The 20732-nt window shown below is 42.1% G+C and carries 17 protein-coding genes and 2 pseudogenes; 6 read left to right on the top strand and 13 right to left on the bottom strand.

Annotation, left to right across the window (positions count from 1 at the left end; translation table 11 throughout):
- Positions 1-50 precede the first annotated feature (50 nt).
- Complete coding sequence (locus J7E57_RS05915; RefSeq protein ID WP_215126026.1) at positions 51-896, bottom strand: FimB/Mfa2 family fimbrial subunit; 846 nt, start codon at positions 894-896, stop codon at positions 51-53.
- Between the two features lie 355 nt (positions 897-1251).
- Positions 1252-2135, bottom strand: a pseudogene (locus J7E57_RS05905) (bestrophin family protein).
- A gap of 460 nt (positions 2136-2595) precedes the next feature.
- Between J7E57_RS05905 and J7E57_RS05900 the strand changes: the two are divergent.
- Positions 2596-3051 carry a hypothetical protein gene (locus J7E57_RS05900; protein WP_215126023.1) on the top strand — a complete coding sequence of 152 codons (456 nt, stop codon included), beginning with the start codon at positions 2596-2598 and terminating at the stop codon, positions 3049-3051.
- A gap of 104 nt (positions 3052-3155) precedes the next feature.
- Here J7E57_RS05900 and J7E57_RS05895 read toward each other — a convergent pair whose 3' ends face one another.
- The 3 genes from J7E57_RS05895 to J7E57_RS05885 all read right to left on the bottom strand — a co-directional run bounded on the left by J7E57_RS05895 (position 3156) and on the right by J7E57_RS05885 (position 5045).
- A complete protein-coding gene (locus J7E57_RS05895) occupies positions 3156-3422 on the bottom strand; it encodes a helix-turn-helix domain-containing protein (protein ID WP_215126022.1) in 267 nt (88 codons plus the stop codon).
- A 289-nt stretch (positions 3423-3711) separates the two neighbouring features.
- Complete coding sequence (locus J7E57_RS05890; RefSeq protein WP_215126021.1) at positions 3712-4860, bottom strand: hypothetical protein; 1149 nt, start codon at positions 4858-4860, stop codon at positions 3712-3714.
- Positions 4861-4898: 38 nt separating this feature from the next.
- Positions 4899-5045, bottom strand: a complete 147-nt coding sequence (locus J7E57_RS05885; RefSeq protein ID WP_215126020.1) for a hypothetical protein — start codon at positions 5043-5045, stop codon at positions 4899-4901.
- 325 nt (positions 5046-5370) lie between these two features.
- On the opposite strand from J7E57_RS05885, the gene J7E57_RS05880 reads away from it, so the two are divergent.
- On the top strand, positions 5371-6231 hold the full coding sequence (locus J7E57_RS05880; RefSeq protein ID WP_215126019.1) for a sensor histidine kinase: 861 nt from the start codon (positions 5371-5373) through the stop codon (positions 6229-6231).
- The gene (locus J7E57_RS05875) at positions 6228-6965 is read left to right on the top strand and encodes a LytR/AlgR family response regulator transcription factor (protein ID WP_215126018.1); all 738 of its coding nucleotides are present in this window, start codon (positions 6228-6230) and stop codon (positions 6963-6965) included. The genes J7E57_RS05880 and J7E57_RS05875 overlap by 4 nt, the downstream gene beginning before the upstream one ends.
- On the opposite strand, the gene J7E57_RS05870 is transcribed toward J7E57_RS05875, so the two are convergent.
- The gene (locus tag J7E57_RS05870; RefSeq protein ID WP_215126017.1) at positions 6962-9979 is read right to left on the bottom strand and encodes a lantibiotic dehydratase; all 3018 of its coding nucleotides are present in this window, start codon (positions 9977-9979) and stop codon (positions 6962-6964) included. The genes J7E57_RS05875 and J7E57_RS05870 overlap by 4 nt on opposite strands.
- A gap of 88 nt (positions 9980-10067) precedes the next feature.
- Here J7E57_RS05870 and J7E57_RS05865 point away from each other — a divergent pair, with 88 nt between their 5' ends.
- Both J7E57_RS05865 and J7E57_RS05860 read left to right on the top strand, forming a co-directional pair.
- Positions 10068-10493, top strand: a complete 426-nt coding sequence (locus J7E57_RS05865) for a MauE/DoxX family redox-associated membrane protein (RefSeq protein WP_215126016.1) — start codon at positions 10068-10070, stop codon at positions 10491-10493.
- Between the two features lie 119 nt (positions 10494-10612).
- Complete coding sequence (locus J7E57_RS05860) at positions 10613-10912, top strand: hypothetical protein (RefSeq protein WP_215126015.1); 300 nt, start codon at positions 10613-10615, stop codon at positions 10910-10912.
- Positions 10913-10952: 40 nt separating this feature from the next.
- On the opposite strand, the gene J7E57_RS05855 is transcribed toward J7E57_RS05860, so the two are convergent.
- The 5 genes from J7E57_RS05855 to J7E57_RS05835 form a co-directional block, all read right to left on the bottom strand.
- Positions 10953-12293, bottom strand: a complete 1341-nt coding sequence (locus J7E57_RS05855) for a RagB/SusD family nutrient uptake outer membrane protein (protein ID WP_215126014.1) — start codon at positions 12291-12293, stop codon at positions 10953-10955.
- Positions 12294-12305: 12 nt separating this feature from the next.
- Positions 12306-15491, bottom strand: coding sequence for a SusC/RagA family TonB-linked outer membrane protein (locus J7E57_RS05850; protein ID WP_215126013.1), 3186 nt, complete (start codon positions 15489-15491; stop codon positions 12306-12308).
- Between the two features lie 2 nt (positions 15492-15493).
- A complete protein-coding gene (locus tag J7E57_RS05845) occupies positions 15494-16090 on the bottom strand; it encodes a TlpA family protein disulfide reductase (protein WP_215126012.1) in 597 nt (198 codons plus the stop codon).
- Positions 16091-16219: 129 nt separating this feature from the next.
- On the bottom strand, positions 16220-16966 hold the full coding sequence (locus tag J7E57_RS05840; RefSeq protein WP_215126011.1) for a TlpA family protein disulfide reductase: 747 nt from the start codon (positions 16964-16966) through the stop codon (positions 16220-16222).
- A 50-nt stretch (positions 16967-17016) separates the two neighbouring features.
- Positions 17017-17250 carry a hypothetical protein gene (locus tag J7E57_RS05835; protein WP_215126010.1) on the bottom strand — a complete coding sequence of 78 codons (234 nt, stop codon included), beginning with the start codon at positions 17248-17250 and terminating at the stop codon, positions 17017-17019.
- Between the two features lie 1266 nt (positions 17251-18516).
- Between J7E57_RS05835 and J7E57_RS05830 the strand changes: the two genes are divergently transcribed.
- Positions 18517-18774, top strand: coding sequence for a helix-turn-helix domain-containing protein (locus J7E57_RS05830; protein ID WP_215126009.1), 258 nt, complete (start codon positions 18517-18519; stop codon positions 18772-18774).
- 692 nt (positions 18775-19466) lie between these two features.
- Here the strand turns inward: J7E57_RS05830 and J7E57_RS27440 are convergent.
- Both J7E57_RS27440 and J7E57_RS05815 read right to left on the bottom strand, forming a co-directional pair.
- A pseudogene (locus J7E57_RS27440) lies at positions 19467-19777 on the bottom strand (DUF4372 domain-containing protein); the annotation flags it as partial.
- 449 nt (positions 19778-20226) lie between these two features.
- On the bottom strand, positions 20227-20718 hold the full coding sequence (locus tag J7E57_RS05815; RefSeq protein WP_215126007.1) for a hypothetical protein: 492 nt from the start codon (positions 20716-20718) through the stop codon (positions 20227-20229).
- Positions 20719-20732 lie beyond the last annotated feature (14 nt).

The following is a 20732-nucleotide window of genomic DNA, read 5'->3' as shown; positions in this document are numbered from 1 at the left end:
TTAAAATCTGGAATGGTTTTATTTACCAGCTTTACATTTCTATATACTAATTATTGCACAGTTATAGTATATTCTCCTGTCAGTACTTTAGCTTTAACCAGGGTTGTTTTATTTTTATATACCCGAATATCCTGAATGTAAAGCGGATGTAACCATACCCCTGATTCAATTGCCAGCGTTCCAGTCGTATTGAGTATATACAGGCTGATTTTACCATCCACAGCAGTATATTCAGGAAAACTGTAGTTCTTTACCCTGTGAAGTAATGAATCCGCTGAAACCTTAAAAGCAGTTTTCTCGTCATAGATTTCAGACACCTTGAAGTCTGGGGCATCATTCACTTCAAATTCGAGCTTGCCAACAATACGTTCCATAACCATCTCAACTGTTTGATTGTTGTTAATATTGACAGCTTTTCTGGATAAAAAGGTGTCACTAGTCTCATAATGCCTCCAATAGGGATCAGGGCCATCTTGTAAATATTCAATAGTAGCCTGTGTGTAGGGAAGGTATACGGGAACGGTATCAAGTTTATAAAACTGATTGATGCCAAACGCCGACTGTGACCCAACTGCTACAAAATTGTACTGTGCCGGATCAAGTTTAAATATCACCTTTCCGAAATCAGATTGAGATGCAAATTGTGTTAGCCGTTTCACTTCCGAACCTGTTTTGGCATTATAGGCAATCACGCTGAGCTGCGTAATATAATTCTGCAATGGTTCAGCTTGCATCCCCACATTTGGCTGCCCTACAGTGTGGTTGAGGCCAGAAAATTGAAAGGTAACCTCGTGTGTAGTACCTCCTGGCTGACCACCATGACCGTCCAAAATCTTCCGGCAGGAACATATCATAACGACCTGAACCAGAGTAAGTAGAAGAAATAACTTTTTCATAAGCTTTTTAATTAAAGTTATTGACTACCAATCAATTTTAAACTTTAATCAACGCATTGTGCATCATAATGTATACCCTTACACATGTTTTCTTTATATTAAAAGCACATTCTATCATTATTGGAAATATGGTTTACAGGAAAATATGTAATTAATCATACTAGACAAATATGTAGACAATGCTGTAGACATTGTACCTGACCTCTCGAATTTAACCTTCGATGAGCATGAATTGAACCATTTATGATAGGAGAAACAAGTTTATCTGCATGAGTAAGGAATAACACCAATTATTTAATAAATTATTTTTCCAGATTACAATGGCTGAATAATAGGATACAGGGGTGAATAATGATCAATCGATAATGCCATTTTTTGAGATGATGTTCCCAGAAATTTCTTCACCGTTCAATTCCATCAAAGTGGTTTCGATCGTCAGGCACATTGCGTTTAGGGCGAGGTCGTTCGATGCTGTGCCGAAAGGCTGCTCGATCTCATCTGCAATGGCCTCAAAAGCTACAAAAGTATAGGCAATAAAACTACGATAAACGGGGTAAGCCATTGGAGGCTATCAACCAGCCCGAAGGGCAACAAAAAACAGTACAAATAGACAGTATGGTGCAACAACACCCGATAACTATAAGGAATGGGTGTGGAAATAATAAGTTCACACCCACCAACAATCTCGGCCAGTTTATCAAGGTTTTCATCGAATCTCATCTGCTGTATAGTGTCAATTCGGCCAGCCATGTGCGTATTAGCTACCCATTCGCCCATCAGTTTCGTAATCATAACAGGTTTGTACTTTGCGGAGATAATAAAATTATACTGTGTTTCGTTAAGCCGTTCTTTGAGGTCCTGTTGCGGGTCTGTATCCCTTAGCTGATGTTTGAGGGCATAGGTAAAAGAGACGAGAAGATCAATAAAGTGTTGCGAAAGTGATCTGTCTATTGAGGGCTTCGGAAGCGTAAGTACCTGCCGGGCCAATGAACGTGTGCAATTCAATAGGGCTCCCCAGAGTTTCCGCGCTTCCCAAAACCTATCATAACTAACATTATTACGGAAACCGAGGAACAATGCGAGTACAAAACCAAATAAGGTTAAAGGTGTTGGATTTAAAGGGATTTTGAAGAAAAAGATTCTACCATTGAAGAATACAACACCAACTGACAAAACAAAAAGTAACGCGAGTCTGGGAGGGAGCTTTGGAAGAACAGAACCATGCCAAACAAACAGCATTTTGAACCAGTTTTCCTTATTTCTAATTATCATATTGTATTTTGGCTTTAAGCATCTTTATTTATAATGTGGTCCCGCCTGTCTATTTTCAGATTATAGCTGAACAGTCTGTTCCAGTTTTTTCACTCTTTCATATATCCCGGGGTCATGTTTTTTAATCCTGATCTTTACATATTTCGACGCAGGCATATTGCTTTCTTTCACTAGTTATCGACTTTGTAAGTAACCCGCCAAAAAAATTACCACTTTACGGATTACAATTGTTCGGCATTCGTATACGGAGCGGGCCAAGCCAGTGGTATTCCAATCCCAGACCCGACCACACAAATCGGATTAGGTGGACCAGGTGGGGCTGGTTTTGCCAAAACGCCCGCCGGAATGGCAAGTGCTTTGCGGGAACAAAAAGTAAAAAATCCTAATTTAGATGTCAACGAAACTGGAGGTAGGATACCAGAAAGCCATGGACCATATAAAATTCAATAAGACGAAAAGAAAGCACAAAGTTATTGTAATCGTGATTGTTTCAATCATTTTGATCAGCAATTTACCCCCAGTGACATACTTTCTTCAGGAAGAATATCATTATCAGAATAAAGATGGAAGTTTTCAATTTTCGGAACAGGGAGGACCTACACAAGGTTTTGATGTTGCCAAATACAAATTTGAAAGATTTAAAATTAAAAAATCGAATAACCCAAACAAAACATTATTTAGAATTTTTACTCTAAAACCCTGGAGATTTTGGGAATGGTGGCAGATGATTAGACATTTTGAAAGATTTAAACTACCTTATCATTCAAAGGTGGCTAACACTTTTAATACATTTTTCCTAAATGCGCAGGATGGGCTTACGCAACAAGGTATGTACATCCATTATTGTAAAGTTGAAGAACCTATTTCAACAGATATCAAATAAGTGATTTTCCTTAAAACTCACAATTAGATGCTATTGTTAGTATTATAATCAATATGGCTGGTTTTCTCATTTTTTTGATTCAAGCGCATCTATAATTTACCCAATCACTTAGCCTGTTGATCAAACCCATCGCTAAAAAACTCAGCAAGAGTGACATCCAACGCTGAAATTACTTTCAATAGAGATGAGAAATACAAATCTTCCCCATTTTCATAGCGCCAGAGCTGCGTACGGTTAAGATCATGTTTAAAGGCAAATTTTTCATAGTTCCGTTCGCCTTTAGCTTCCCTAAGGGAACGGATCCTCGCACCAACCAATTTCAAAACTTCCTTTATATTCTCGCTATCCTCTTCGTTTTTGGCTCTACTCATACTGTAAAGTAAATTAAAACGATGCACGAGAGGTACTCTTATAAAGAAACATCATATTAGATACAGCTTATAAGAAACAAAATTTATATCTTTATAACACCGCAGCCCTTTAAAAGGAATATGGAAATTGATGAATTATTACAGACCCCTATCAACAAACTTGGTTTCAGTACTAATTTTTGTAAGGCTTGTGATTCAATGCATTTTAGCACATTAAACGACATCACATCTATTTTGCCTGAACGGCTGATAAATAAAGAAGGGTTTAGCTATAGCTGGCTGGGGGAACTCAGCGCATACTTAGATAAGAAAGGACTGTTGCATTTATTGCAACAACCGTAGGAAAAAAATTACGGTTGATCCGCAGAACCATACGCTGTAACAGATCCCGCACGCGTGCGGCAGTATGCTGGTCAATACTATAAAATTCTTTACTGAGGCTTCCCGGAGAAATAACAGCCTGTCTTTTGCTTTGAAAATAACCAGCAAAACATTTGAAAATGGGCTGAAGGTTCTGAGTAGCAAAAACACTCTCTTCGTAAAGTAAACGGATCAGGCAGGACAAGTGCGCAACTGACATTTCCAATGGTATTTTAGGAATGGCTATTTCCCTTTTATTGCATAATAACTTTTCTGTTAACAGAATTTCCTCCGTTAACCAATCTACTATCATTGTTTTTATTGAGGGCCAAGAGGAATCATAGGTCCTGTTTTTCACCTCAGGAGATGAATTAATTATTGCTTTCTGTTCAACTAAATAATCAAGCCTCTCGTCTTTGTCGCCGAGATATTCAGAAGAATGGCGAATTTTATCCTGGAAGTAAACCAAAAAAGACAGATTATTGAAATTGGAACAAATAAGTAAATTAAGCAGCGTCGCTTCAATCTCCGTTGAGAAACCATTAAGTTCGGATAGTTGATTTGTGATATACTCGAAATAATGCAATGAACGAAAGGTAAATCTCACCGTCCCAATTTTTTCGGACATCAGTTCACACCACTTAGATAGGCATGCTATTAGAGAAGCATTTATGCTGCCTGAGTGCAGTATTTTTTGGATAGCACCCATATTTCCGGTAAGTTGAGAAACTAATCGTTGATGATAAGTCACAGGAGCAATTGCATCCTCTTTGAAATAACTAGAATAGTATTTTCGCTGATGGTTGATGAGCGCTAAAAGTTCATTCTGTGAAAGTAAATATTTTTCAGCATTTGGAAAGTTAGATAATGTTGTGGAAATAGTCGATATAATATCGAGATGGTAATGAAAATAACGCACCAGGCTGCTCTCCGGCATATTGGAAAATAATACTTCTTCCCATGCTTTATAAATTTGCCCAAACTGAGTTTCAAGATTAGTTTGGGCAGTTTTATTGCTGTGGGAGTATGATTGCTCAATTAATATTTCTTCTATATTCTTGAGTTCATTCTTAAGCATAGCGAGGAGTTTTCCTGGTGCGTTACTCAGTTTTTATTCTATTGGTTGAAAATGTGGGTACTCGAAACAACTGTGGTATTTACAGTTGTTGTGTCAGTGTCAGCCCCTTTATCCTTACGTTTAAAAGACCTGTAATGGGTAAGAAGCTGTGTGCTTTTTTGCGGAAGTTTTTTTGATTTCATCATAATTTTAATTTTTTATGTTAATTTAAGATTGTCAGCATTAATAGGATAATTTATTACAGATTCTAACGATGTCGGAGTTAAAACTATAGGAATGACAATAAATTTGATAAAAGAAAAATTGAGACTAATACCTCGAAAGTTGTTAGCTGTTCATATGATCTGCTGGATCTTTTTCATTACCTATGAGCTGGTATTTGTATACTATCATGTTGGATCTTTAGAGAGGCCATATATTTATATTGTATTTTACTCAATAAATTTAGCCCTGTTTTATGTATATATCAGATTATTAAACTACACATTTAATGGTCCAAAAAACAGGTATTTGAGTGGGCTTTCGTTATTTGTTAGCACTATTGTGCTTTATCTTATCGTTAAAGGTATCGCGGATCATATTTTGGGTGATCCAAAGCCTGTGCAATATGATTCTAATGTTTTTGTTAAAGCATTTGTTCCAAGGAATATTGCTCGGGCTTTTTATTTTGTTTTACTGGGAACATTTTACTGGTCTGCTAAACACATTGCCTATTTTAAAAGGCAAGCATTGGAATCTGAAAAGCGGCAACTAACTATTGAAAAGGATCATGCAGAGTTAGAAGCTCAGCTTACCAAGTCTCGAAACGCCTACCTTCAACATCAAATCAATCCACACATGCTCTTCAACGCGCTTAATTTCGTGTACAACAGCGCACAAAAATATTCCGATGATGCCGCCAATTGCATTTGGCTACTTTCTGAAATTATGCGTTTTAGTCTTGAGGAAGCAGGTCCCGACGGAAAAATAAATCTGGCAAGAGAAGTTGAGCAGGTTGAAAATCTCGTGGCTATTAACCGGTACCGTTTTAGAGAGCCCTTGTACATCAGTATAGAACTTGGTAATGATTTGAGCCGTTGTAAAATCATTCCGCTAATCTTACTTACCCTAACTGAAAATATATTTAAACATGGGAATTTAACCGATCCCAACTCGCCGGCTTCGCTCAAACTGTTTACGGATGAAACCGGAAATTTAACTTTTTACAGCCGGAACTTAAAAAAATCAAAGAACGGACTTGCGCGTCAGCGAAAGGCACTGGGCCTACAAAACATCCGGCTCCGCATGGATTCATTTTATAAAGGCAATTATAAGCTGGAAATCAACGAACCCGGTGAATTTTACGAACTCACTTTAACCCTTAAATTATGAGCTTAACATGCTTTATCATTGATGATGAATATCATTCCATTGAAGTACTCGATAAGTACGTCAATCAAACGCCGGGCCTCAAACTTATTGGCAGCTCCACAAACCCGCTTCTAGCGCTGGAAGAACTATGCAATATCCCAACGCCAGATATTGTTCTTTTAGATGTTGATATGCCGCAGCTTAACGGCCTTGACGTGGCTGACCTAATTGGTTCAGCAAGCAACATTGTTTTCACAACCTCCTACCGGGAGTATGCACCGGAAGCATTTGAAAAAGATGCAGTAGACTACCTGCTAAAGCCCATCAATTACGCCAGGTTTCTAAAGGCAATTACCAAGGTGCGCTTAAATCTCAGCAGTCAGACCAATCACACCACTGCTAGCCCATTCTTTTTCGTCAAAAGCAACATCAAAGGAAAATTTAACCGGATCACCATCGCAGAGATCCGCTACATAGAAAATATGGGCAACTACATCATCATCCACATGAATGACGAAAAAGTCATCACTTACCTCACTTTAGCGGAAGTCCTTTCAAAGCTGCCTGTTGAGCGTTTTTCCAGGATCCACCAGTCTTATATCGTCAACCACGCCGTTATCCATTCATTGGAATATGCCCAGGTGAGACTAAACGGTGAGGTGACTATTCCAATTGGAGGAACCTACCGCAGCGCTTTCCGTGAAAAAATCCAGCCAGCATTACTCATCAGTAAAAGAGATAAAAGTGATCACTAGACTGAAGACTTTTCGCGGGCTGAAAGTGAAGCGTTATACTTTTGCAGGCAATAATAAACGAGCAATTCCTGCTGCCTCTGCCTAACCGAAAAAGTCCGGTTCAGTTGCATATGCACCAGGTCCGCCAATAGCTCCATTCTTTTATCTTTTGAAAAGCTTCCAGTAAGGCCGTTTAAAACTGACATTTGCTTTAACAGTCGCGAAAGATGCTTTGAGAATCCTTTACTTTCCAACAAGTCCGCTATCAATAATTTATTCTCCCGGTATTTCTCATCCATCGCAACCTTCAGCAATTTATCTGCCCTGAACTCCGCCATAAACTGATTTGTTACCTTCCCAAGGTAATCCAGAGCATCTACAGGAGAAGTAAAAAAGCTGTTGATCATGCGATAAGCAGTCAGCAAGGCCAGTTCAAACTCGTTAAGTTGGAAGGAATTGTTGCCTTTTAAAGTTAACGCAACAACAGCAACATGGCTTCCCGCATAGAAAAGTTCCTCAACATGAGAAATGAGATCTGCCCCATAGCGTTCGATTTCCCTCCGGTAGGTATCTCCCTGGAAATCCCGGATGAGCTTGTCGTGTCCGGATGATTCAATCTTTTTACGCAAAGCTACCAGTATCGCCCCCAGATCATGTTCCTCCGCCTGTATGCGCAGACGCAGGTGATAGCCTTTTTCACTGTAGCGAATGAAAAACCACTTCTTTATCCGCTTTTTCTGCCCTTTAATAAACGGGAAGATCACCTGGCTAAGAATTTCGTCCGAAGCGCGCGGAATGCAGAAAATTTTAAGGTAAAGCCAATTACTCCCCATTAAAAAGTCGCGCTGCTTTTCATCATAAACAGTGGTACTTTCATTTTTTAAAGGTTGATAAACATTATTTTCATGTGCAAGAAAAGCAATCATTTGCCCCGCAAGAGGCTTTTTACCAGACAGGACAGACCGGTCAGGCCATAGATATTCCTGAATGGTTATACGCTTTAAACCATGAATGCACTGCAGAAAAAACCTTGCCTCTGTCATATTTGCCAGGTCAAAAACCAGCTGCTGGTCTGTTGCCCCTATCGTGATGTGCCGGGGCAGGTGGTATTTCTTGCGAAACCCATTCAGGGTTTTAAATGGATCAGTGTTGTCCCCAACGGTTAAAGGCGCTAGGTCTGATTCCTTAAAATTCCATTTCGCCAGGCAGAGGATCACCCTTCCGTAACAGACCCGAGGATAAAAACCCAGGCCCGGGAAAAAGTTTTCCAGGCTAAATGAAAGTCCTGCCTGTACCCCCTGAAATTGCAGGTCACACAACAGCCGGAAAACCGGTGAATGGTTATTTCGAAAGTTATAAGCTGTCGCCAGACGGGGAATTACTCTTTTGTTAAACTTAGACGACTCCAATATCAGCTCATCCCCTTTCAGGGAAAGCATGAGTTCGCTTGGTAGTGCCAGTTTTTCAGCAGGCTGCGAAGGAAATACATTCAGGGGTATTTCGTGTGGATAAATGGGCTTACGACGATTGATATTGTCGACGTGGGAATCAGACTGCTGGGCAATGTCGGCAAAAACAACTTCAGGATTTGAGGCAGTTTCCATTTCGGCAAGCTCGCGGCAAAACTGGTGTACCGGATCACTAAAGCAAGAGAACCTTCCAATCAGCGAAGCTGCAGTTACCCCGCCCGAACTTTCAATAATCAGGTGCTCGCCAGTCGAGCGGTACATGAGCGCCTGCGTCTGGGGCAAAGGCACTACTACCTTTTTATGATTTTCCAGTTCAATCACATCCTCTTCGCTGATCTGCAGAGGGGCCCAGGGATCGCGAAGTGTGTCCCCTATCCAGAGTTTAAAGATAAACTGCTGTGAAACATGCCAACCAAGGGTCCTGTTCTCTTCTTCTGGCACGGGGAAAGGAATATTCTCTAAGATATCCTGATCAGGCATGGATGGTTCCATATCACCATAATGCAGTCCTGCATCGGGATCTAAAGCCAACAGCAAAGGCACCCTTTCCTGATCAAAACGGGAACGGAAATCGCGGATAAAACGTGACAGATCAGCAGGCTGCTCAGCATTTGACAATAACTGCAGTACATGGACAGCTTTGGATAGTTCCTCCTGTTCAGCACTATCAGGTCCACCATTGTTGTTGGGCCTTTCCAGCACTGCATAAAAGGGTTCTTCTATAGTAAGTTTTGAATCAGCTCCAATTCTGGCAATATCCCGGGCCATAGCCGACAGGGATACACCATCCGATAAGGTGGTTTTGGTGTTATCTCTCCAGAAATCCTTCCAGCCCGGTAAGCCGGGAAAGTCCTGAATCAACTCTTGATCAATGACTCCGCCCTGACTGGCAGCGAAAATAGCGCCTGCATCAAGTAAAAAGCCGATGTAATCTCCTGCTTCTGCCGCTGAACATTCACCATGCTGCATCACCCAGCTTATTACTATTTCTTTTGACACCTTTTTTGAAGCTAAAAATGAAAACAGCTTCACATTGAATTTTTCGGCAGCTATCCCCTGGAGAGAAAAGTTAAACTTCCCCCTATCATCCAAAGATGATTTCGTGTAGCGCAAAACGTCATTAAACCTGTACAGCATAGGGTTAACTATCAACATTTCAGGCAGATCACTATCCGCCCTGTTTTTCATTTCCCTTAACATTTCCTGGTCCGGCAACAGGTGAAGTACCGATTCATCCGCCCCGGCGAGCCTCACCTGACCACCGCTCCCCCAGTGGAGCAAAGTAAAGGACGAAAAGCTACCGAATGGTGTAGCCCTGAAGCACATCCTGTTGTAATATTTAGATAGGGTATACTTTTCCTTATCTGTTAACCTATCGAAATCAAATTCCTTTTTTTCAAGTAAGCTATAAAACCCGGCACTCGCCAGAAATACTGCATTCCGGAAAGCCTGTTCCTGAAGTACCTCCGGCAACCGCGACAGATCATAACCGCTGAAGCTATAATAAGGTGCCCTTAAAAATACCTCCGGTAAAAACCGGTAAACTATAGACCTGCTTTCTTTCATCTCTTCCTTGTTTAAAAGGGTATAATACCCATCTCATACTGTTTTAACTTTTCTAATCCCCGTTAATTTGTTTCATAATTCTTCTACCATGAAAGCAATTTTTAAATCAACCGTTCCACCGCTGCTCGTACTGCTATTTACTTATGCCGCATTCAGTAAACTCTTTACTTTTTCAGCATTTGACCAGCAGCTGCACAACCAGTCTTTTCCGGGCTGGCTGGCAGATTTCCTTTTGTATTTCCTGATCCCTGCAGAAATTATTACCGCACTCCTGTTATGTTTCAAAAGGACCGTAGTAGTTGGCCTGCTGTTTTCATCTGTTCTTCTGCTCGCCTTCACCGCCTACATCGCACTGGTGCTGGCAGACTATTTCAACAAGGTACCTTGTAGCTGCGGCGGGGTATTAAAATGGCTCGGATGGAAGTCACACCTCATTTTCAACCTGGTATTCACCGCATTCACGATAACTAGCTTAACTATTTACCTAAAGCAGGAGGTCAGTGGCAAAGAGTAACCAGCATAACCGGATACCGGTCCTATCCAATACAGAAAAAATCAACCGATCGCCAGACCACCCAGCCAGATCGACTTCATTTATCCTCCCTAAGCGGAGATCATTTAAAACTAAATACCATGTCAAAAAAATTTAACTTAGGCCTTGCAGCCCTTGTATTAGGGTTCGGCCTTATCGCCTCACAAAGTGCATTCACTAACAAAAAAACCACTTACTACCACTACAAAACCACCAATGGCCCTGTTTACGAAACGAGCTCATGGGAACCTGCAGGAAGCCCTACTGCGTTCGAATGTAGCGGGGACCCGGAAGTACCTTGCACGATTGGCATCGAAACTTCGCTGTCTACCTACCTTACAGGTAAAGACAACCAGGCCGTACTTGCCTCTCAAGAATTGATTTCTGCCAGAGAGCAGTAACAGTAGTCAATGGTGCAGGTTTAATGCTGCACCATTGCATTTAAGGATTCTGCGGGAGACCCGCTACCTCGATCACCCGTTCGGGGATCGGAAGGGCAAAGCCCGTACTGTTGGCCTTAAGCTGGTACATCACACCTTTGTAGCTCCTGCTAAAAGAAATACCGGCATTCTCCATATTCAATCTTTTCACATCTACCCACCGCAGCCCCCTGAGCAGCAGTTCCTTTCTGCGCTCCAAAAGAATATCAGCCAGCACCGCCTGCGGATCGCTTCCTGCCCTGTCCGTGAAAGTATTTTTTTTATACCGGTTTCGCAGCAAACGGTTTAAGTCAGCCAGCGCTTCTGAAAGCCTGCCGGCCCGGGCCAGGCATTCGCTCCTCATCAGCACTACCTCATTCACCGCCACCCCGCTAAAGAAATTCGAGTTCCCCTCATAGCTTCCCTTAAAGCCGTATGTCCCGTTTTTGTTATCGCCAAAAAAAACAACTTTTCGCAAATCGTTCGCCTCATACAGTGCATAAAGCGCAGGATTGATTTTGCCCCTTGCATTGTTCAGCATCGGAGAAGTAAAGTAACTGTCCTGCAATACCTCAACATTAAATTGGCCAATGGGATAACTTGCTGCTGCATTCAACGTATTATAATCCAGCAAATCAGCCTTTAGCGATAAACAGGAATCAGCATAAAGCTTTGCCAGCTCATATTTGCGCATCGATAAGTAAACCCGCGCGAGCAGGCCAAATGCCGCAGGCTTGGAGGGCCGCATCACATGTACCGCTTTAAGGGGAAGCGCCTGAGCTGCCCTTTGCAGATCGGAGATTACCTGCGCATAACCTTGCCCAACAGTTGCCCGCACCGAGGGCACATTAAAGTCAGACCCCAGCCTGAGTGGTACCCCCAAATCTGACGACGACTGTTCACCATAAGCATTACCCCATATATAAAGTCCCCGCAAATGGTTTTTCGCCCGGATGAAATAAGCCTGCCCGCAGACATTGTCCCATTCGGCAGCATTACCGGCAGTTTTGTTAATTTTAGCGATAGCCTCCAACACCACGTTGGTACGGTTAATTGCCCTGTAATTATAAAACCATTCATTACCATCCTGTAAAAAGATATTGCTGCGCTGCCAGGTGTACATGTTGCGCTCATTTTCAGGCCTTGCACCTAAATCAGCATCGCTCAGGTATACATCGTCCGTGCTGATCTCCGCCGCATTCCCGTCCACATAGTTCAGCACCTGGTACTGATCGAGCAAAGCCTGCAGGTCTGTCAGCGTTTCAGGTATAGCCTGATTCTGGTTGGACTTCTCGTCTAAAAACTTCTTACATGAGCTGCAAAACAAAAGCACCAGCATGCTTAAAAAAATTAACTTTTTCATATTCGCTTAAGCTTATAAAGTTGATCTAAAACCAAATGCAATACTTTTTGCATCCGGTATCCCGTTAAAATCCGGATCAATATGCTCTTTGTTTGCCCGCCAGATAATTCCCAGGTTACTCGCCACCACAAACACCTGAAATTTGGAAAAGCCTGCTTTCTTTCCACCGTACAGCTTAAAGTCATAGCCTAAGTTCACGTACTGCATACGGATATGGTCCCCTTTGAGCACATTGACCTCCGATCCCCAGTAAAACTCATCCCTAAGGTCCGAGTTGGGATAAATAAGGCTCGGCACATTGGTCTGCAGCTCATCGCCCGGTTTTTGCCACCTGCGGGCGTAATCACCCGTCCCCTGCCTGCCTATCATGAGTGAACCGTAATCCAGTGCATTTTTCCTGAAATAGTACCCCAGCTTAAAGCTCATCCTCAAACTGAGTGTAAAACCACCATAAGCGAAACTATTGCCCAATCCACCGGTAAATATGGGCAGCGCGGTACCGTGGTATACCATCTCCTCGAATTTAAGCGAGCTCCCCATCAGCGCATCATAGTTTTTGCTTATCGCCCCGTTCAATATCCCCTGAGGGTCGCCTGTCGCAGGGTCCAGCCCCGCCCATTTAAAGGAAATCATCCCATAAAGCGGATATCCCACAATACCTGTATAGGAAACATTCCCGCTCAGTTTTCCCCTGCCGTTAAAAGTGCTGTTGTAATTCTTAATCACCCTATCCTTATAATAGTTCAGAAAGAAGTCCGACGACCAGCTGAACCTGCCCTTTATATTCCGGCTGCTGAGTTCCAGATCCAGCCCATCCCCAGATATCACGCCTGAATTCTTCACAAGCGTAGCACCCACCCCTGCGGTCAAGTCTATCGGGGTCAGCGCCAAAAGGTCAACAGATTTTTTGCGGTAATATTCCAGGCTCCCTTTTATCCTGTTCCCACGTAAGGCAAAGTCCAGCCCCGCATTGAACATAAAAACCCGTTCCCACTTTAACTCCGGATTGGCATAATTACTAAACAGCGCGTAAGGACTTTGGGTAAATACAGAATTGAATCCCAAATAGGTAATCGTGGTTACCGCAGTAGTCCTTAGGTCAGTGTTTCCGCTTGCCCCAAAAGTTGTCCTGAGTTTCAGGAAAGAAATGAGGCCCCCTCCCCAGAATTTCTCTTTGGAAACTTCCCATGCAAACCCGGAAGAAAACAAGGGGTTCCATTTATCATTGGTATTCAGGCCATACAGATTGGATGCATCCCTGCGCCCGCTCAATGAAAGCGTATAGCGCTCATCAAAGGTATAGGCCAGGTTGGCAAACATCGAAACATAACGGTTCAGCGTTCTTCCCATAGCGTCCCTGTTTGGCACATTTTCGGTATTTCCGGTAACAAAGGTTTTAATGGGGTTCAGGTAATCTACAACTGAAGTGGTTAAAGTAGATTCATTCAGTCCATATATCCGCCTGGTACTGGTCTGTACCCCGGTACTCCTGATCTCCCCGCCGATAATCCCAGAGAGGGAATGCCTGCCCATCACTTTATTGATATCAGCCTGCACCCTTGCATTGTGCGCTGCCAGCAAAGCATAATCCTGATCCCGTATACTGCCCAGTGGGATGTTTCGCTTTAGCGATCCGGAGGCATCGATGGAAGAGAACACATTCACCAGGTTACGCACATAATAACTTTGCGGGTTATTTATCGTGATCACCTGCCCATCCTGCTGTTCAAACTGATAGGTTCCAGCCAGCTTTAACCATCCGGTCAACTGGTAGGCTGCCCGAAGCGATGCCAGAACATCACTCACCTTATTCACCGAGCGGGCGTATTTATAATCCTCCAGCGGATAATACGACCAGTCCAGCAGCTTTCCGTTTCCGGCGGTATTAATATAGCCCGTCCTGTAATCCCTGATTACTGCAAGCGCATTCCCCTGCCCATCAGCCAACTGCGTATATGGTGGAAGGATACCGGTAGCGGAGCTGATCTGCGATGGGTCTGTTTTACCATTTTTACTGTTGGAAAGGGTAAGCATAAGATTTCCTGTTAGCGTTAACCGTGGGCCAAGCTTAAAGTTCTGCTCCGCCTTTACATTATAACGGCTAAAAGGCGCAGCAAGCGAGCTTACATTATGGTCAAAACCTGCCGAAAGCAGCCAGTTCCTTTTCTCCGACCCTGCCCCCAATTGCAGGCTGTACTGCTGGGCAGTAGCGTTCTGAAAGACATAACGGTTAAGCTCCTGCCGCAAATCATAACTCCGCAAAGCATCGATCTGCGAATGGGCATCTGTAGCACTGACAAGCCCGTCACGGGCAGCAATCCGAAGTTCAACTACCTGCGATAACGGCGGGTGCGAATTGTCCATTTCAAAGCTGCTGTAATAGCCTTTATCAAAAAGATAATTCTCTAGGTCTATAAAATCACCGACACTAATCCTACTCTGATAATACTGATCAGGCTTTTCGGCCACTTTCAAGTTGCCCGAAAAGGACACCTTCAGTTTATCATTAAACCTGGCCTTTTTGGTATTGATCACAATCACGCCATTCCCTGCCCTTGCTCCCCATATTGATGCCGCAGCGGCATCACGCAGCACAGTAATGCTTTCCACGTCATTGGGATTGATGTTACCCAGATCCCCTTCATAAGGAAAGTTATCCAGCACAACCAGGGGACTGCGTGGCCCCTGCAGTGTACCAATCCCACGGATGATAATCCCATAGCCTTCACCGCCGTTACTCTTACGGTCTATGCTCAGGCTACTGGTCACCCCTTCCAGCCTCGAGATGATACCCGTACCCACCTGCTCATTCAGCAGCTTACCCGATAACTTAAGAAACGAACCCGTTGCCCGCTCTTTAGGCAGGGTCTGGTAACCTGTACTCACTTCCACTGTTCCCAACTCCTGGTCCTTTCCGTTAAGCACTACCGAAAGTAAACCGGCAAAAGGCAACGACACCACAGTATCCAGCCGGACAAAGTTCATCGCCGAAAACGACAATTTAATCCTGCCCGCCTTTAGTCCCAAGGCAAACGAGCCATCATCTTCCGTCAACACCTGTCCACCGGGAACAGCTTTTACCACTACCCCTGCAATCCCTTTCCCTTTCCCATCCACCACCACTCCTTTCAAAGCATCCTGGGCCTTCACCCCTGAAATAGACAGGAGCAAAACAAAAACTAAAATAATCCTGCCCATAACTAATACTTTGGCTCCCTAAACCCCTTTAGTTTACTCACCGTCTGCACATGCTTACGGTTACGTTCCACCATCATCACCACGTTTTCTGCTGTCAGGAAATCACTTGAAGTGATCCCCTCTACCGCTCCACCGATTATCCAGACATAATGCGGGATAGACCGGTGCGGAAAAGCCTTCAAAAACAGTTCATCCTCCACCACAAAAGGCAGCCTCATCTGAGCTAAAGCCCCGTCCGACCCAGCCTTCGCAATCAGCGAAGCGGCCGTATCGCCGGTCCCCAATGAATTCACCAGTAAAACTTTAAGGTCTGCAGGATACTTTTCCTGCATCTTCTCCAGCAAGGGAAACTTTTTCAGGCAGGAGCCACACCAACTTGCCCAGAAATCAATAATAATCAGCTTATTAAAATCCCCGGAAAGCGAGGTACCCGATAGTTCCCTGCCTTTAAGCACTTTACTCTCTAAAGTAAAAAGCATACGCGGCAGCTTTGCCCCTACATAAAGGGGGGCGATAGAATCCACTTGCTTATCCTGAGCCCATAGCCCAGGATACATACTGCAAAGCAGCAATAAAACACAATAAAATTTTTTTTTCATGATTAGTTGAGTTAACAGGTACAGATCAGTGATCACATCAGCTATCCAGGTTTCCCAAAGCCGAAAACCACCACAAAACAGCTTAGCAATCCCATCCCGATCAAAACCCTTAATTTTTTAATAGATCAGTTAGTTAAAAAATCCGGTATTGGTAAAGGCACGCCCCACCAGCACACCTGATGATTTAGCTTTCCGAAACCGTGTCCCGCTGGCCAGGCCAGAAACCCGCCCTTTGGTAAACAGGCCGTACCGAACCAAGCCTTCAGCAGGAAAATCTGCCGAACTGAACAAAGGCAGCGCCGGATCGATGTTCTTTTTGTTGACGAAAGTACCACCCTCCCCCGCCATGGCCTGCAACAATTTCGCCTCCTGCAGTTCCTCCTCGCCCGTTATTGCCAGCACTTTCCCATCCCTGCCTATCCATACATAATGAGGTATGGTACGGTGCGGAAAAGTTTTATTTAGCAGCGTATCGGCCAAAATAGCGGTAAAGGCTTCCCTATGTTCGTTTTTCCTTTTCTGCAAAAACGTTGCTGCCCTGGCTACAGGTTCATTATTCACCAGGATCACCTGCAGGTCGTTCCGGTATTTCTCTTGCAGCATTTTCATTTGCGGGAAATTGGCAATACAGGGTATGCAATACGTCGCCCAGAAATCCAGGATCAGCAACTTGCCCTTAAAAGCTGAAAGCGGTAGAGACACCAATTCAGAACCTTTCAAACCCGAGATATTCGGTATCAGTACATCCGGCACCCGCTGACCGATCACAATCCCCACACCACCTGCACGGCCAGACACACCTAACAAGTCTTTATCCTGCGCATACACCCCAAAAAAAGGGCATGACAATAACAGGAAGCATATTCTAAGCTTCATTTTGATTGATTTAAACGTAAAAAAAATTAGAACCTGAAGTAAAGGCTATTCTAAATCCCCAACCCTTCAATCCTGCCCTCCTCCATCAGCATCCGCACCGCCTTAACCAACTCGACCAGACCATCAAACACCTCAGCCACTTCCCCTTCACTGCTATCCAGTTCCAGAAAACCCTTTTTATCGCTCAGCGCATAAGCCTGAAACACCGAAAATAAAACCAGCTTTATTTTATTCGCGCCATAACGACCATAAAATGATTCCAGCACCTGTTGAGCTGTTTTCAAAGAACGGTTTCTAGAATTATAATCAGACAAGGTCATGAATTGATGGTTAGAGAAATTGGTAATTGATTAAAAGCAATAGCAAAGTTTGACTACTTTACAGTAACATTTGGCAACCGGATTACAGCAGTGATTGAAAAACCATGCCAACCTACCTATTCTGGACCTTTAATAATATTTTTGATAGGATTTTGGAGCGAAGTTGAAATAAAATCAATGTCAGAATTTATAACCAAGATCACATTGCCATCAATACAACAGAAACAGGTAAAATCATCCGGGCCCGGCTTCACTCCGCCTATATTCCGCAGCACCTGCCCGGACTCATACTTATTTTTATTAACTAGTCCCTGCCTGCTAAGGCCTATAGGCCAAATGCTCCATACCGCCAATGAGCTATACAAAAAAGCCCAACAGAGAAAAAAAAGCGGCAAATAACTCCTATCGGTCTTCATATGCAGGGTTAAAAATTCTAAACTAAAAATTGATCAAAGGCAGTCGTCCAAAGTACCCAATTGTGGAAGAGCCTAAGTGGCAGAAAAACTCCCACCCTGGCCTAAAAATCCAGACGTACAAATCCCATTACGGTGAAACCGTTTATTTTTTCAAACACAAAAAAATCGAGGAAGGATGGGCAAAAAACGCCCCAATAAACCAGGCCCCAAGCTCCAAGCAAACAAAAAATGAGGCAGGCCATCATTATTAAGAACCTATTTTATTTTCGACCATAAAGGCCAACCTGCCCCATCCAAAAAAACTACTCAGGATTCTTTGGCTTCAAGGCATAAAGCCGATCAAACGGACAAGTTAATAGAGACTGGTATAAAAATACTTGAAAATGATGAACAATTAAAATAACATATTGGAGCATACTCACCTCAGTAAGTACCAACCAGTTAATCCAACTTATTTTTTGTCTGCTCATAATCGTATGTTATGAGTCTTGGCGGAGAGAGGAAAAAGTGGGCTTCCCAAACCATAACCTCATAATGTTTCTCACGCCTTACGTTGAAATGGAATTACAGCAGAAGCCCACTCTTATTTTGGAAAGCTAAAGATAGCAATTCCGCTATAAGAAATGGGATAAAATCTGCTGTCCTGCTCCAACGGCGTGAGATTTGAGGTTGCAAGACTCTTAATTTTACCTTACTGGTTTTATTTTTTTATTACGTAAATGTAAACAAAAAAAAGCTTAATGTCAAGTAATTGCATGACGATTTTAAATAAAATATAAAAGACATTGCCAATTATATTTTTATTAGCAATAAAATGATTAGTGAGAAAGAAAAAATAATTCTGAAAAGATTCGGTCAGCATTTAAAATCTTTAAAAGAGAAACAGGAACTTTCTTATCGCGAATTTTACAAGAGAAGCGGGGTTAATACCGGAGATATTATTAAATATGAAAATGGAGAAACCAGTCCAAGTTTTATTACATTATTGAGATTGGCAATAGGTTTAAAAATCCATCCAACAGAACTTCTGGATTTTAATTTTGGAATCGACTTTAGCGCCGGGCTGGAATAACATAGGCTGTTATGATTAAGTGGCAAATCTGAAGATCATAAGTAACTAAAGAAAGAAGCGGCAAATAATGAAATACTGATCATTATATCACTTAAAGTACATTTAAAAAATCTTTACCACAAAATAGGATAGTTTGTGGCCCCATTCCCATTCTTTTTTCATCACTATCCATCATATAGACCAAAAATTTTTGTGGTTAATTATGTATTTCAGTAGTAATATTTAAGGTCATTTTTCTCAAAAAGATCAAGAAGTATTATTTGATTTCATTAATATCCGATAAAAGCTAAACCCAACAATTAAATATTTTTATTCACCTAACAATCATATACTTATGTTATTTTGTTTGTGTTTTACGAGAGCAAGGCGTCAAAAAAATGACATCTGTTCACGCTCTGCTTGATCGATAATCCAATCTTTTTCAGAATTTTCTAGAAATTTCATCAATTGAATGTAGTTGAAGAGCTGGATTTTACAAAAACTAACCAGGTTTGAAAATGCCCAGCTTCTTTTGAGTTTCTTTTTTATCACCGCTATCAGCAAATTAACAATCAACACACAATATATCGGTATTTTTGATGGCATTTTCGTTGTCGCCTAAAAATATCTTAAGGGATAGTTTTGCTTGAGCTAATTGAACAACAACTCAATCTGCCATCTAATCTTGTAGAGCGCGGCTATCAAGTCGGCTCTTAGATCAAATAGATTGGTAATAAACTCAAATTCTCTTTTGTGCCCCCTGTCATAAAATTCCTTTTCTTGTTCGCATCGGATAAAGTACTCCTTTTGAGAATATGCTTTAATTGAAAACCTACTGTTTTTCCAGATAATCCAAGCATTGCACGCGATACTTCCCGAAGGGAATTGCACTTGGCAAACGCACAAAACAGCATGCTAATCAAGTGGTCTTTAGTTTTAAACGCTTTATATATCGATCAGAACCGTTCTTTTTGACTGCCACTTTTATCATATGGCCATCAATTAATGAAATCAGCTGTCCGAAAACAGATTTACTCGAAAAACAGTTACTTTACCTATCGTATTTTGAATTTTGCAAAACTAAAATTACGATTTATTAAGCAGCCATTAATTTCGCTGCTTTTTACCGGACACTAATGATTTTGTTTATAAAAATTCCAGCGTTGAAGGCAAAAGATACCTGATAGGCTGCTTATTTCCTGAAAAAATGGAATACGATGGAGACTGATATCGAACATTTAGTCAATGAAATCGCCGAACACATCTACCTGAAAAACAAAGAATTAGAATCAAAAAAAATCTCTTTTAAAGACTTTGCCCCATAAAGGGTCAGTGGCAGTGCGGAATTCGAACCATTTTGTGGACGAATTGATTGAAATAGGCGGTTTTTCAAAAATTTTGGAGAAATGAGACTACTTATGGATTGAGCTTACTTCGAAAGATAGAATTCCAATGCCACAAGAAAAGTCAATACTATTTACTCTTCATAAGAAGTGATCCATAGTAAATATTCGCACGTTCTTTGGAAAAATAATCTATCAACGACAAAACAGCTCCCAATACGATCAAGGAGATAGCAATAGCGTGAAAATTAATATTCTTTGTGAAATATAGAAGCCCACTTGCAACCAAAAAACATCCCAAACAAATTGCTATTGATAAGGGATACATAAACTGAAAGCCTTCTACCCGCTCTATCTCGGATTTAAGGAAAAGCGATCTATCCTGATTGTAGATTTTTTCAGCCTTCTTAACTTTGACCAGGTTTGAAAAGTTCATTCCTGCCCCAATGGCGAAAAATAAGACACCAGTTACCAAAATCGGAAATAGCAATGCCCTAGCGCCTGGCGTATTACCGTAAAAGTGGAAAAGCATTGCCGAAATCACCAGAACAATTCCGAACCCGAAAATAATCCGCCCTTCAAATATCTCTCCGTTATACCAGATGATGGTTTCCTGCATCATACTTTTAAAAAAAT

The organism is Pedobacter sp. ISL-64 (assembly GCF_018613605.1).
Classification (GTDB): Bacteria; Bacteroidota; Bacteroidia; order Sphingobacteriales; family Sphingobacteriaceae; genus Pedobacter.
This window is presented reverse-complemented; position numbering and strand designations above follow the sequence as displayed.

Excerpts from the sequence above, each read along its gene's own strand:
- J7E57_RS05915 (WP_215126026.1), bottom strand. The coding sequence starts at position 896 with ATGAAAAAGTTATTTCTTCTACTTACTCTGGTTCAGGTCGTTATGATA.
- J7E57_RS05900 (WP_215126023.1), top strand. The coding sequence starts at position 2,596 with ATGGACCATATAAAATTCAATAAGACGAAAAGAAAGCACAAAGTTATT.
- J7E57_RS05895 (WP_215126022.1), bottom strand. The coding sequence starts at position 3,422 with ATGAGTAGAGCCAAAAACGAAGAGGATAGCGAGAATATAAAGGAAGTT.
- J7E57_RS05890 (WP_215126021.1), bottom strand. The coding sequence starts at position 4,860 with ATGCTTAAGAATGAACTCAAGAATATAGAAGAAATATTAATTGAGCAA.
- J7E57_RS05885 (WP_215126020.1), bottom strand. The coding sequence starts at position 5,045 with ATGATGAAATCAAAAAAACTTCCGCAAAAAAGCACACAGCTTCTTACC.
- J7E57_RS05875 (WP_215126018.1), top strand. The coding sequence starts at position 6,228 with ATGAGCTTAACATGCTTTATCATTGATGATGAATATCATTCCATTGAA.
- J7E57_RS05870 (WP_215126017.1), bottom strand. The coding sequence starts at position 9,979 with ATGAAAGAAAGCAGGTCTATAGTTTACCGGTTTTTACCGGAGGTATTT.
- J7E57_RS05865 (WP_215126016.1), top strand. The coding sequence starts at position 10,068 with ATGAAAGCAATTTTTAAATCAACCGTTCCACCGCTGCTCGTACTGCTA.
- J7E57_RS05860 (WP_215126015.1), top strand. The coding sequence starts at position 10,613 with ATGTCAAAAAAATTTAACTTAGGCCTTGCAGCCCTTGTATTAGGGTTC.
- J7E57_RS05855 (WP_215126014.1), bottom strand. The coding sequence starts at position 12,293 with ATGAAAAAGTTAATTTTTTTAAGCATGCTGGTGCTTTTGTTTTGCAGC.
- J7E57_RS05850 (WP_215126013.1), bottom strand. The coding sequence starts at position 15,491 with ATGGGCAGGATTATTTTAGTTTTTGTTTTGCTCCTGTCTATTTCAGGG.
- J7E57_RS05845 (WP_215126012.1), bottom strand. The coding sequence starts at position 16,090 with ATGAAAAAAAAATTTTATTGTGTTTTATTGCTGCTTTGCAGTATGTAT.
- J7E57_RS05840 (WP_215126011.1), bottom strand. The coding sequence starts at position 16,966 with ATGAAGCTTAGAATATGCTTCCTGTTATTGTCATGCCCTTTTTTTGGG.
- J7E57_RS05830 (WP_215126009.1), top strand. The coding sequence starts at position 18,517 with ATGATTAGTGAGAAAGAAAAAATAATTCTGAAAAGATTCGGTCAGCAT.
- J7E57_RS05815 (WP_215126007.1), bottom strand. The coding sequence starts at position 20,718 with ATGATGCAGGAAACCATCATCTGGTATAACGGAGAGATATTTGAAGGG.